The sequence below is a fragment of the Candidatus Cybelea sp. genome, assembly GCA_036489315.1.
Classification (GTDB): domain Bacteria; phylum Vulcanimicrobiota; class Vulcanimicrobiia; order Vulcanimicrobiales; family Vulcanimicrobiaceae; genus Cybelea.
The window spans coordinates 55,561-68,109 of the sequence record DASXFZ010000021.1; the positions used below are offsets into that span (position 1 = coordinate 55,561).

13 protein-coding genes are annotated in these 12,549 nt (G+C 62.9%); 8 read left to right on the top strand and 5 right to left on the bottom strand.

Annotated features, from left to right (window positions below):
- The first annotated feature begins 13 nt into the window (after positions 1-13).
- Positions 14-1,549 carry a LuxR C-terminal-related transcriptional regulator gene (locus VGG51_05145; protein ID HEY1882408.1) on the top strand — a complete coding sequence of 512 codons (1,536 nt, stop codon included), beginning with the start codon at positions 14-16 and terminating at the stop codon, positions 1,547-1,549.
- A 191-nt stretch (positions 1,550-1,740) separates the two neighbouring features.
- On the top strand, positions 1,741-2,064 hold the full coding sequence (locus tag VGG51_05150; protein HEY1882409.1) for a carboxypeptidase-like regulatory domain-containing protein: 324 nt from the start codon (positions 1,741-1,743) through the stop codon (positions 2,062-2,064).
- 18 nt (positions 2,065-2,082) lie between these two features.
- Here the strand turns inward: VGG51_05150 and VGG51_05155 are convergent, their stop codons facing one another.
- Positions 2,083-3,669 (bottom strand): Na+/H+ antiporter, encoded by a 1,587-nt coding sequence (locus tag VGG51_05155; GenBank protein ID HEY1882410.1) that lies wholly within the window; start codon positions 3,667-3,669, stop codon positions 2,083-2,085.
- A 95-nt stretch (positions 3,670-3,764) separates the two neighbouring features.
- On the opposite strand from VGG51_05155, the gene VGG51_05160 reads away from it, so the two are divergent.
- Positions 3,765-4,205: a hypothetical protein gene (locus VGG51_05160; GenBank protein HEY1882411.1), complete on the top strand. Its 441-nt coding sequence runs from the start codon at positions 3,765-3,767 to the stop codon at positions 4,203-4,205.
- A 19-nt stretch (positions 4,206-4,224) separates the two neighbouring features.
- Here VGG51_05160 and VGG51_05165 read toward each other — a convergent pair whose 3' ends face one another.
- Complete coding sequence (locus VGG51_05165) at positions 4,225-5,190, bottom strand: hypothetical protein (GenBank protein ID HEY1882412.1); 966 nt, start codon at positions 5,188-5,190, stop codon at positions 4,225-4,227.
- 127 nt (positions 5,191-5,317) lie between these two features.
- Between VGG51_05165 and VGG51_05170 the strand changes: the two genes are divergently transcribed.
- The 3 genes from VGG51_05170 to VGG51_05180 are packed head-to-tail and all read left to right on the top strand — an operon-like array spanning position 5,318 to position 7,692.
- Positions 5,318-6,061, top strand: a complete 744-nt coding sequence (locus VGG51_05170) for an HAD-IIB family hydrolase (protein ID HEY1882413.1) — start codon at positions 5,318-5,320, stop codon at positions 6,059-6,061.
- A 27-nt stretch (positions 6,062-6,088) separates the two neighbouring features.
- On the top strand, positions 6,089-7,090 hold the full coding sequence (locus tag VGG51_05175; GenBank protein ID HEY1882414.1) for an alcohol dehydrogenase: 1,002 nt from the start codon (positions 6,089-6,091) through the stop codon (positions 7,088-7,090).
- Positions 7,087-7,692 (top strand): TMEM175 family protein, encoded by a 606-nt coding sequence (locus VGG51_05180; protein ID HEY1882415.1) that lies wholly within the window; start codon positions 7,087-7,089, stop codon positions 7,690-7,692. The genes VGG51_05175 and VGG51_05180 overlap by 4 nt, the downstream gene beginning before the upstream one ends.
- Here the strand turns inward: VGG51_05180 and VGG51_05185 are convergent.
- Entirely contained in the window at positions 7,673-9,397 is a 1,725-nt protein-coding gene (locus tag VGG51_05185; GenBank protein HEY1882416.1) for a hypothetical protein, read from the bottom strand. The genes VGG51_05180 and VGG51_05185 overlap by 20 nt on opposite strands.
- Before the next feature lie 71 nt (positions 9,398-9,468).
- Between VGG51_05185 and VGG51_05190 the strand changes: the two genes are divergently transcribed.
- The gene (locus VGG51_05190; protein HEY1882417.1) at positions 9,469-10,359 is read left to right on the top strand and encodes an aldo/keto reductase; all 891 of its coding nucleotides are present in this window, start codon (positions 9,469-9,471) and stop codon (positions 10,357-10,359) included.
- Positions 10,360-10,437: 78 nt separating this feature from the next.
- Here VGG51_05190 and VGG51_05195 read toward each other — a convergent pair whose 3' ends face one another.
- Positions 10,438-10,983, bottom strand: a complete 546-nt coding sequence (locus VGG51_05195) for a YceI family protein (GenBank protein ID HEY1882418.1) — start codon at positions 10,981-10,983, stop codon at positions 10,438-10,440.
- A gap of 122 nt (positions 10,984-11,105) precedes the next feature.
- On the opposite strand from VGG51_05195, the gene VGG51_05200 reads away from it, so the two are divergent.
- Complete coding sequence (locus VGG51_05200) at positions 11,106-11,504, top strand: helix-turn-helix domain-containing protein (GenBank protein ID HEY1882419.1); 399 nt, start codon at positions 11,106-11,108, stop codon at positions 11,502-11,504.
- A gap of 27 nt (positions 11,505-11,531) precedes the next feature.
- Here VGG51_05200 and VGG51_05205 read toward each other — a convergent pair whose 3' ends face one another.
- Complete coding sequence (locus VGG51_05205; GenBank protein ID HEY1882420.1) at positions 11,532-12,371, bottom strand: helix-turn-helix transcriptional regulator; 840 nt, start codon at positions 12,369-12,371, stop codon at positions 11,532-11,534.
- Positions 12,372-12,549: the final 178 nt, after the last annotated feature.

The window sequence follows — 12,549 nt, forward strand, 5'->3', positions numbered from 1 at the left end:
AATCTATTTGGCCATGGCCAGAAAGCAGCTAGCCTCGGAGCGCTGGTTTGCGGAGATGCGCGCCCTCTTCAATCGGGCTCAGTTCCTTGCCGCGGGCGACGTGTACGACGCGGCGATCGACGCCGGCGCGACCCCTCCCTACGATGCGCAGCTTCTCGCCGCGCGAGTCCTGCTCAAGCGCGACGAGAACCGCGCGGTCGCATTTCTCATCCGCCGGCCGCCGCGCGCAAACGCGCGGCGCGAGCGCGCGGAGTGGGCGCTGCAGCTGGCGACCGGATACGCTCGAATGCGCGACTTCGAACGCGCCGATCATCACTTCGACATGGCCAAGCGCCTCGTCAGCGCGCCGGCAGATCGAGCGGCCCTCGCCTATCAGCTCGCGCGCCGCTACATGCTCGAAAAGCGGCTCGACGAAGCACGCCGCTGGGCCGCGGAGATGGCGGTCGACAAAGGGCTTGCCGCGCGGATCCGCCACGAGCTGCTTGAATCGTTTATCTGCAGCCACGAAGAACGCTACCGCGAAGAGATCGAGAGCTTGATGCGCGCGATCAAGCTCATCGGCAAGCATCGCGAAGAACACCTCGAAGAGTGGTTTCACGCCGTTCAGAATCTCGCGCTGCTGGGTCGCGAGCTTGTATTTCCCGAGGCCGTCGACTTGGCGCGAGCCGAAGTCGATCAGAATATTGAGTGGCCTCCGGATTTCGCCGACCAGCACTTCCACGCACTCAAAGCGGTCGGCTGGTCCTGCGCTCTGCGCGGCGATCTGCTTGGGTGTTTCCGTTATCTCCGCGCCGCCGAGCGCACCGAAGCGAGCCTGGCCTTCGAGGCAATGGTCCTGGTGGATCGCTCGTACTTCGCACGGATCGTCGGCGAACACAACTGGGCGGCCAACGAAGTCGCTAAGGCCGAGGCAATCGCCGATCGCATCGATTGGAACGAGATGGCCGGCGACGAGCGCGTCGGCCTGCTCCTGCTCGCCGAAGCCATGGCCGAGTACAACACGGAGAAGGCGCACTTCTACTTGGCGCGCTACAAGAGCCTCGACCGTATTCGCTCGGCCGTGCACCTCTTCGCGTTTGATCAACGCTGCGAGGCCTTTGCCAACAACTGTGAAGGTGTGGTCAGGCTGAAGAGCGGGGAACCGGGGGCTGAAGAGGCACTGCGCAAAGCGTGGGTCGTCTTCGATCGCATCGGCTACGACTGGCGCGCCGGCCGAACGGCGCTGCGCCTGCTGGAAGCGACCAAGAAAGAACGCTGGGGACACCTCGCCGAGGATAAGCTCGAGCCATACCCCCGCTCGTGGCTTGCACGCAGCATTGCCGAGCAGCGAAAGCCTGAGGTGCCGGTCGTGAAGCTGCCGCCGATGCAGCGTAAAGTCCTCGACTTGCTCTGCCGTAAGATGTCGACCGAAGAGATCGCGCAGTTCCTCGGCTTGAGTCCGCATACGATCCGCAACCATCTCAAGGCCGTGTTTCGTGCATACCAAGTCAACAACCGCGCGGCGCTGATCGCCGAGATCGCTTTGCGGGGCGAGCTGACCTCTTCGTAACGACGCGCCAGCGCGGTCTCTGCACGGTTGCTCCGTACTCAGAACGATCGAGCCGCGTTCTCTGCGCGTTCGCAACCCGGCGCAGTCGCGGCGTGTAATGCCCAATGTGACTTGCTAATCGCTTTGCGGAACAGGATTGAGATATTTTGATACGGACAGTTTTTCTTAGGGTTTCCTTTGCTGCAGCGGCTTTGCTCGTTGCGTTCGCGAGCCAGTCTACGTGGGCCCTCGCCGGAACGAGCGGCGGCATTGCGGGAATCGTTACCGACTCGCAGACCGGCGCGCCGATTTCGGACGTTAAGGTGAAGATCACTTCGCCGTCGGATGCGGTCACCGTCACGACCGACGCGCACGGCCATTACATCGCCTTTTCGCTCCAGCCCGACGACTACACGTTCACGCTGGAAAAGACGGGGTACGTCACCAAGACGCTCGCCGGTTACTCGGTCTACGCCGACCAAACCCAACGATACGACCTTACCCTCACGGCGGGGCCGCCCGCGGCGCAGCAGTAAGCACGGCTCGTCCTTAACTCACTCGTCGATTTCGGAGTGCCCGGTCGAGCCGAGCATCTCGACTTCGAGGGTCTCTAAATCGAGCAGGCGCTGCACTTGCCGCAGCACGGTATTGTCGATCTTTCCAAGGCGGCGCAGCTCGATCAATCTGGTTCGTTCGGCTTCAATAATCAAGTTGTAGGACTGGCGAAACAGCGCGGTGTTTTTCGAGGCTTCTTTGCCGGCCATGGGCGAGGTAAACTCCCCCAAACGCGCCTCCAGCCGAAACCGATGAATCCCGAGGATGTCGGGTGGATAGGTCCCCTCTTGGGCGAGCCGGTCGATGCAGTGCAGGCCCGCGCGCGCCGTGACGACGATTGCTAGACGTTCCTCGCGCAGCGCTGCGCCGTCGTCTTTGATCTTCAACCAGCGTATGATCCACGGCAGCGTGCCGCCCTGCCCGATCAGCGTCGCCAGCAAAACGACGAACGTGATGAAGATCAGCAGATCGCGAAACGGAAATGGACCGGCCGCCGTCTCGAGCGGAATGGCCAACGCTGCGGCGAGCGAGACGCCGCCGCGCATGCCCGTCCATGCAAGCAAACTGACGTGCGACCAGTCGGCTTTGCCTTCGACGTGTTCGGGCTCGTTGGTTGCCGGCAGGAGCCCTTGCGCGAACGTCCACGCGAGCCGAACCACGATGCAGACGAGCGCGACGGCGGTGCCCCAAAAGATCAGTTGAACGGGCGAGTAGTGACCGAGTCCGGCGATGATCGAACGGAACTGAATGCCGACCTCGGTGAAGATGAAGGCGTTGAGCAGAAAGACGACCGTTACCCAGAAGCCGGTAAGCATCTCGCGCGCCCGGGGCTGCAGCACGGTCGGCGAGAAGCGGCTGACCGCCAGACCCGTGGTGACGGTCGCGAGCACGCCCGACTCGCCGAGATAATACGCGGGCAAGTACGAGATGAACGGCACGACGATGGAGATCGTCGCCTGCAGCGTCTCGTCTTTGAGTGCGCGCCAGGCAAAGTACGCGAGCCCTGCCGCCGCCAGACCGATCAGCACCGACAAGACGATCTCTTCTGCAAGCGCGCCGGCGGCGTGCCAAAACGAGAACGACGCGCCGACGACGGCGGCAATGCCGACTCCGTAAAGGATGAGTGAGGTCGCGTCGTTGACGAGGCTTTCGCCTTCGATCGTTCCGATGATATGCCGTGGGACGTTGAGTTGGTCGGCGATCGCCGCGAAGGCGACCTCGTCGGTCGAAGCGACGATCGCGCCCAGGACGAATGCCACTCCCCACGGCATTCCGGGGACGATCGAATGGGCGACGACGGCGACGACGATGGTCGTGAGGATGACCAGGCCGAAGGCCATCTGGAAGATCCACAGCGCCCCAGCGCGGAACTCGCTGGTCGGGGCCGTCACACTCTCCCAGTAGAGAAGCGGCGGTAGGAAAACGACGAGCACGAGGTCCGGCGGCAGCGGAAGGATCGGTACGCCGGGGATAAAGCCGATCGCCATTCCGCCCAGCACCAGCACGATCGGATAGGCGACGTTGATGCGGTTTGCGATCGTGACCAGCACGATGATCGCGAGGAAGACGACGATGATTGCGGTCACGTCAAGCCGTTCGCCCCATAAGAGAGGCTTCTACCTTGGCCTTCGCAGCAACTACCGGGGAAGGGTTAGGGCTGTTCCGCCGAAGTCGCAACCTTGTGAAGGCGCCGGCAGCGGTTCTCTTGCTGGTCGTTGCGGCCTGCGCGCCGCACGTCGCCTATCAGTTGTCGGAGGGGGACCAAGCCCGGTTTGGCAGCCGCGTCCTGCGTGTCGCCCAGACGAATCGCGATCCGATGATCTTCGGATTGAACGACTGCATCCTTTACAAGGCGCAAACGGCGCATGCCGGCATCGTCGGGTGGGACGTCGTATTGGCCTCGGATTGGGGGATGTCGAGCTACCCGAAATGGGCGACGGGCTGCACCTCGCAGCAAATGAAGTACGACGGCAAGTATATCCTCGTGAGCTTCTGTGCCCAGGCAATCGGGGCCGGGGGCGGCTGCGCCGGCGGCGACGGGACCTATCGCAGCCGCACCGGTAACGCGCAAGGCTGGCAGATACGCGCGAACAACGGATGGATCGCGCTGCCGAAGCCTTAGCCGCCGTCCACGAGCGCGATCACTTGCTGACTGTTACGCCGAACGGCTCGCTTACGTCGATCGTGAGCGTTGCTCCGCCGCCCGCCGGGTAGTTGTAGTAGCCGAGCACGCCGGCGTCTTGGCTTGCAGCGAGCACCGTGTCCTTGTGATGCTTCTTGCGAGCCGGTCCGGTGATCCAGAACTGGTTGACGTAGTTGGAGCCGCCCAGATCGGTGGTCGCCTTCACCTTGCCGCTCGGCTGGGCACGATAGATTACGCCCGCATCGGTATCTCCCACCGCGACGTACTTGCCGTCCCACTGAACGCCGCCCGGCCACTCCACGCTCCGATTAAGCGTGATGTCGGTGAAGGTGCCGCTTCCCTTGGGCAGTTCGGCGAACGCGAACGCCGAGCTCCCCGTGGCGCCGTCGACAAAGAGGTTGCCTTTGTCGTCGTACCCGCAGAAACGATACTGCGCGATCGACGGATCCGTGTAGAGCGTCGCCGTGCCTTTGGCGCCGGCGTAGATCGCGACGCTGCCGCCGCCGCTCTGGCTATAGAAGTTCGTCACCGCGAGGTTGCCGGTCTTCGGGTCGACGGCGCACCCTTCCGGATACTCTGCGCTGTCGTTCAGCGTTGCGAGCGGGGTCGTGCCGCCGTGTGCGTACTCGACGATCTGAGAAGCGCCGTCGTTGACGACCCAGACGTGGCCTTTCTTATCGGAACAGAGGCCGTAGGGGGTCGAGAATCCGGTCAGCGTGCCGACCAGCTGCTGCGTGGAATAGGAATAGACGTAGACGTCGTTAGTCAGTACCGAGGAGACGTACACGAGCGGCTGGCCTTTGGCGGACGGCTTCATCCACGATCCGAGCGCGCTGCGCGCCGTCGCTGCATTCGCTGAGCCGACGCTTGGTGTACCGCCGGACTGCTGGTTCGCGCAGCCGGCGGCGAGCGCCGCGGCTGCGCACGCGGGTAGGGCGAAACGATAAAATTGAGGACGCATCATCCGGGATGCTTTGCGCAGCGGCCGCAAATGCCTAGCAGGCGTCCGACGTCTCGGGCGGTTTGCTTGGGACCTCGCCAGGCACCGCCACGTAAGACTCCGCGTTTGGTTCCTCGAACTGGCGCGGCGTATGAAACGTCTTATCGTCTTCGATTTGGATGGTACCCTCGCGCTGAGCAAGGCGGCCCTGGACGACGAAATGGCCTCGCTGCTCGAACGTCTGCTCGCCGTGATTAAGGTTGCGATTATCTCCGGCGGCGACTTTCCGCAGTTCCAAAAACAGGTCATTGACCGTATCCCGGCCGGCAGCGATTTCGCGAACCTGTCGCTCCAGCCGACCTCGGGAACGAAGTTCTTTCGGTATGACGGGCAGTGGACCAAGCTCTACTCCGACGACCTCACGGACGAACAAAAGAAAAAGATCGACAATGCCCTCGAGAGCGCCGTCGCCCAGACCGGCTTTCAGCCGCAGCAGACCTGGGGCGAACGCATCGAGGATCGCGGAACTCAGATAACCTACTCGGCGCTCGGGCAGCAAGCGCCGCTCGATGCGAAGGAAAAATGGGATCCGGATTTCGCCAAGCGCAAAGCGATCAAGGCGATTCTCGATACGACGATCCCCGAGTTCTCGGTTCGGCTCGGCGGCACGACCTCGATCGACGTGACGCGGCCGGGCATCGACAAAGCCTACGGAATTCGCAAGCTGCGCCACGTGCTGGAAATCCCGATCTCCGAGATGCTCTTTATCGGCGACGCCGTCTTCCCCGGCGGAAACGACTACCCGGCCGTGGAGGCCGGCGCCGACACGATCGAAGTGCGCGACCCCAACGAAACCAAAGCCGTAATTCAGGCAATAATTGCCTGCGTCAGCTAGTGCGCTAGCGACTCGGAGGGCTGGATAATGAAAGCGGTCCAAGTTTCTCGGCCCGGCGGCGATTTCGAAATCGTCGAACGGGAGATACCGCAGCCCGCTTGCGGACAGGTGAGAATCCGCGTGCTCGCGTGCGGTATCTGCCATAGCGACGCGGTCGTCAAAGAAGGCATCTTGCCGCTTGCGTATCCCCGCGTTCCCGGTCACGAGATTGCGGGCACGATCGACGAGCTGGGTGCCGGCGTAACTTCTTGGAAGAAAGGCGAGCGCGTCGGCGTCGGCTGGCACGGCGGCCACGACGGGACCTGCCCGCCCTGCCGGCGCGGCGACTTCATGAACTGCGAAAACATGCAGATCTGCGGCGTCAGCTACGACGGCGGTTATCAGGAGTATATGGTCGCGCCGGTCGAGGCCCTCGCGCACATGCCCGAATCGCTCGATCCGGCGCAGGCGGCGCCGCTGATGTGCGCCGGCATTACGACCTTCAACGCGCTGCGCCGCAGCGGAGCGCTGCCGCCTAGTCTCGTGGCGATACAAGGAATCGGCGGACTCGGGCACCTCGGTATTCAGTTCGCGCAAAAGCTTGGTTACAAAGTTGCGGCCATCGGACGCGGCTCCGAGAACTCGACGCTTGCGACGAAGCTCGGCGCTTCGATATATATCGATAGCGTCGCGAGCAACGCTGTCGAGGAGCTGCAAAAGCTCGGCGGCGCCCAAGTAATTCTCACGACCGCGCCGAGCGGCAAGGCGATGGCCGGGCTCGTCGACGGGCTGGGTCCCAATGGCGTGCTGCTGATCGTCGGTGCGTCGCCCGATTCGATCGACGTTTCGCCCAACCAGCTGATCTCCGGACGAAAGCGCGTCGCCGGGTGGGCCTCCGGCACTCCGGCGGACTCGGAGGACACGCTGGAGTTCTCCCAGATGACCGGCATTCGGCCGACGATCGAAACCTATCCGCTGGCGCGGGCTGCCGAGGCGTACGCGCGCACGATGAGCGGAAAGGCCAGGTTCCGCGTCGTTCTGACGACGTGAAGCGCTTTTACACCGAAAGCGATCGCCTCGAAGCTTTCAGCGACGGCGTCATCGCCGTCATCATCACGATCATGGTGCTCGAGCTTCGGCCGCCGAGCTCGACCAGTCTCTCGGCGGTGCTCGACGACTGGCCGACGTTTGCCGCGTATGCGCTGAGCTTTACGTTCGTGGGAATCTACTGGAACAATCACCACCACATGCTGCGCGCGACCCGTGGTATCGATGGACGGGCAATGTGGACGAACCTGTATCTCCTGTTCTGGCTCTCGCTCGTACCGTTCACTACGGCCTGGATGGGGCGCAATCCGACCGCGAAGGGGCCAACCGCCGTCTACGCGGTCGTCTTGTTGATGTGCGCCATCGCCTATAGCCTGCTTCAGCAGGCGCTGCTGACCGTCAACGGCCGTGACGGACCATTCGCCCAAGCCGTCAAGACGGACGTCAAGGGCTATGGCTCGATCGTGCTCTACGTACTCGCGCTGACGCTCGCGTTTTTCGCGCCGCTGGCCTCCGATATCATCTTCGTCGTCGTCGCGATCATCTGGTTCGTTCCCGACCGCCGCTTCGAGCCGCTGATCCGCGTCAAGGACGAGCCGGAGTAAGCCGCGCGTAGCGCTCTCTCACGCGTTCGGCCTCGACGTGGTCGTACGCACGGGCGGCTTCGCGTGCGAGCTCTTCGAGCAGCACGACTTCATCGGGGTCGAGCTGCGCTCCGTTCGCATGCGCGCCGTACAGCGTAAAACTGACAAGTTCGTGGCGCACCGTAACGGGCACGGCCAGCGTGTAGATGCCCGCGTTCTGTGGATCGAGGTGCGTCCGCAGCTCGTCAAGCCAGACGATGCTCTCGTCGGCGAGCAGCATGCGTACGAGCAGGTCGTTGGCGTCGAAACCGGGCGGCGCGATCGTCGTCTGCGCCGATGTGGCCACGCCTTCGAAACGCGCGCCGTTGGCCGAACGCCGGTAGAGCGCCGCGGCGGCCAGCTCGAGCGCGTCGACCGGAACCTGCACGAGCCCGTCGATGATCGCGCTCTCTTCGGTCGCGTACGGCAACGCCAAGGCGGCGCGGCGCAGAATCCTCTCGGCGACCCGACGGTGACGAAAGAAGACCGACTCGACGAAGCCTTCGACCGCGTGGTTGATCCGATCGAGCAAGAAGCCGATCGCGATCGTCACCAGCAGCTCGGCGCCGATGGCCAGCCGGCCGATCGCGATGACGCGCGAGAAGAACCAGTCCAAGATTGAAACGAACGCAATGACGGCCAGCGACAGCAGACCGTAGACGAGGGCGCGGTTGAGGACGAAGTTGACGTCGAGCACCCGCAACCGAAAGACTGCATACGCGATGCAGATCGGCATCAGCACGACGCCGAAGCCGACGACCTGCCCCACGGCAAAGGGGACGCCCGGAACGTAATAGATGGCGTAGGCAAGGAAAGACGCGAACGTGCCGATCGCAACGAATCCCAAGCGTTGGCGATTGCTCGGGGTCGCGGTCGCGAGATTCTTCGCGAGAATCAGTCCCGCGACGATGAAGGTAAGCAGCGGGACGATCGTGCCCAAAACGATGTCCCAGCTCGGCACGGTTTCCGTCGTTTCGTAAACGATCCATTCGGCGGCGTACGCGAGAAATGAAAGGCCCAGAAATCCCCAGACGAACGGATCGATCCGCCGGCGCCAGCCAAGCACGTCGCCATTTGGGAAGCGGAGGAGAAACGGCAGCAGCGGCAGGACGCTCCACGCCCCAAAGACGACGGTGAGGACGAACGTCAGCGCGCGATATGCGCCGGCGTTGAGGATGTGCGACCAATACATGTAGGGCGGCGACGTGCCGAAGTAGCCGACGGCAAAAACGTAGAGCGACCACGACATCACCGACGGTCGCAAGAAAACGAGCAGAAACGCGACGACCAAAAAGACGGTGGGCGGAAGATAGGCGAGCACACCGGCAACCCGCTGCCAGAATCCGAAGCGCCGATCCGGAATCGCCGTTAACGTCACGTTGTAGACGAGCGGTCCCCGGCGCAGCGTAAACCTCTCTCGCTCGCCTGGATACGGCGAACGGATACGCGACGAGACTGCGTAGTCGCCGTGGTCGACCAGTGCATCGCCGACGCGGATGCCGGCACGATCGCCCGGCGAGCCGCGGAGAACGCTGGCGATCGCCGAGCTGCGCGGCGGAATGTAAATCCCGTACGTTGCCTCGCCCCATGTCTCTGCGAAGTCGACGTGCCCGATCGGCAGGTAATAGATGATGACGACGACGAGCGTTACGAGGCCCAAGAGTCCGCGCGAGAGCGGTTGCCGCATGCAAGCTTCTGCGGCACAGCACTTTGGCACCCCTCTGAAACCAAAGGCAAGCGCGCCGGCATCACAGGCACATGAGTACGTCAAAAACCATGCAGCACGAACGTCCGGCTGCGGCCAGTGGAAGCTTTTTACTCGGCGGCGACTTGCCCGTCGTGCGGCTGGGTTTCGGCGCGATGCGCGTCACCGGCCACGGCATCTGGGGTGAGCCGCCCGACCACGGCGAGGCGATCGCGGTTCTGAAGGCAGCGCTCGACTTGGGGATTACGCTGATCGACACCGCCGATTCGTACGGGCCCGAAGTTTCGGAGCGGTTGATCGCTGAGGCGCTCTATCCGTATCCGCGCGATCTCGTGATCGCAACCAAAGCCGGTCTATTGCGGCCGGGCCCGGGGGAGTGGGTGCCCGACGGACGGCCGCAGCACCTGCGCGAGGCGGTCGACGGCAGCCTCAAACGCTTGCGCCTCGATACGATCGATCTCTTGCAACTGCATCGTCCCGATCCGAAGGTGCCGTTCGCGGAGCAGGTCGGCGCGCTCGTCGAACTGCAACTCAAGGGAAAGATTCGCCACATCGGACTCTCCAACGTCGACGTCAAACACCTCAAGGCCGCGCGTGAGATGGCGACGATCGTCTCCGTGCAGAATCGCTACAATCTCGTAGACCGTGAATCGGAAGACGAACTCGAGTACTGCACTAGCGAAGAGATCGGATTCATCCCATGGTTTCCGCTGGCAACGGGCGATCTCGCCGAACCCGGCGGTCCGCTCGAACGCATCGCCGGGCGGCTCGACGTTCTGCCCGCTCAGGTTGCGATCGCGTGGCTGCTCGCGAAGTCACCGGTGATGCTGCCGATTCCCGGTACCTCGTCAGTCGCGCATTTGGAGGAAAACGCCGCGGCGGCGCTGCTCAAACTCAGCGCCGCAGACTGCGAAGAACTCGATAGCGTATCGCCCTCAGCGTAGCGTCACCCTAAACGCGCGCGCCCTCGCGGTCCCCCTGAGCGTGTCGAAGGGTTGTCCCGAGCACGCGCGGATTTTTGGCTACTGCTGGAGGACCGCCTCGACGTTGAGCTCGATGCGAACCTCGTCACCGACGACCACGCCGCCGGTCTCGAGCGCGGCGTTCCAGGTCAAGCCGTAGTCCTTGCGATTGATTGTCGTGTTCGCGCTATAGCCGATGCGCGTTCCGCCCCACGGATCGTTCATACGCCCCTCGAACGTAGCGGCGAGCGTAACGTCGCGGGTGACACCGTGAATCGTGAGCTTACCGTCGATCATAAACTCGTCGGGCGTGCCGTCGATGCGCGTGCTCTCGAAGCTCAGCTTGGGGTACTTCTCCACGTCGAAAAAGTCGGCGGAGCGCAGGTGCCCATCGCGCTGCTCCTCGCGCGTGTCGATCGAGCCGGCGTCGATCGTCGCCGTGACTGAAATGGGAAGATCGTTGCCCGCCGCCAACTCGACGTGCCCGTCGAAGGCGGTGAAGCGGCCGCGAACCTTCGTGATCATCAGGTGGCGAACCACGAACTCGACGGTCGTGTGGGCGGCATCGAGGGCGTAGACGCTTTTTTCTTGCAGTTGGGTCGTCATGTTGGTCTGGTTGGCTCCTTATAGTTGCCGATAGCGTCGAAGTGTGCTACCGTTATGCAAGTAACTTTTGCATACTAGCATCCCTAATACAAGTACGCACTCTAAAGTAGCCTAGGAACCCAATGGAAACTATTAAACTGCCGCCGCTTCCGACCGATGCCACCGTCTACAACCAAGCGGCTTGTCCTTCGCGGCTGATACTCGACCGGATCGCGGACAAATGGACGACTCTCATCATGGGCATCCTCGAGCAATCCGAGCACCGCCGCTTCAACGAACTGCGCCGCTCGATCGGCGGAATTTCACAGAAGATGCTCACCCAGACCCTGCGCGACCTCGAGCGCGACGGGCTGGTGAAGCGGACCATCTACCCGGAGGTTCCGCCCCGCGTCGAATATGAGTTAACCGAGCTCGGGCGCACCCTCTGCGGGCCGCTCGGCTCGCTCACCCAATGGGCGCACGACCACATGAACGAGGTCAAGGAAGCGCAAACGCGGTTCGATAAGCGCTTTGCCGCTTAGAACGCTGATACGCCTCCATCGTAGTATTTAGCGTAGTGCCAAATCGCCGCTGAGCAGCTTCAGTTTTTGCTCGGTGTCGGATCCCGCCGCAGCCGTTAAAACGATCATCCGAATATCGCCGTCACCGGGGAGCTCGAGCGTCGTATGATCGAGAATGAGCTCACCCACCTCGGGGTGATTGAAGCGCTTGAGCCCATCGGTCGAACCGAGAACATCGTGCTCGGCCCAGAGCCGGCGAAACTCCGCAGAGTTCGTTTGTAAATCCGCGATCAGTTCGGCGAAACGGGGGTCGGTCGGATACTTCGCGGCGACGGCGCGAAACTGCGCGACGGTTCGCCGCATGGTGCATTCCGGATCGCCGTAGCGGCAGCGCGATTCGGGATCGAGGAAGATGCGCCACACCAGGTTGCGTGCCGGCCCTGCGGCGCTGGAGAAATCGGTGAGCGCATCGAAGCTCCTGTTGAACGCGAGTACGTCCCAGCGCCGTCCGCGCACGTACGCCGGCAAAGGATCCAGTCCGTCGAGTACGCGGTGAACGAGTTCACTTACGTGCTCTTCGTCTAGCGGCGCGCGCGTAAACGCAAGGCCTGCGAGAAGGAAGAGATGGCGGCGCTCGTCTGAGGTCAGGCGCAGCGCGTGCGAAATGCCGTCGAGCACCTCCGCAGAGACGTTGATCGGCAGGCCCTGTTCGAGCCGCGTGTACCAGGTCGCCCCGATGTTGGCGAGCAGCGCGACCTCCTCGCGCCTCAAACCCGGCGTGCGACGACGCGCGCCGTCGGCGAGTCCGACGTCGGAGGGGAGAATTTTTGCGCGCCGCGTCCGCAGAAAGTCGCTCAGCTCGGAGCGGCGCTCAAGAGTCGAATTCATCGCGAGCCCTTTCAGGGTGTACCGGCTAGTACTAGGATAAGGCGGGTTCTAGTCATAGTATCTCACACGCAGTACGCTGAGCGCAAGCCACTCTCGTAGAGACCCAAAATCCTAAATGCCGGTTGCTGAAACTATCCCCGCAACGCGGGTTCTTCTTCCCGCGCGACCCGTCGCGCCG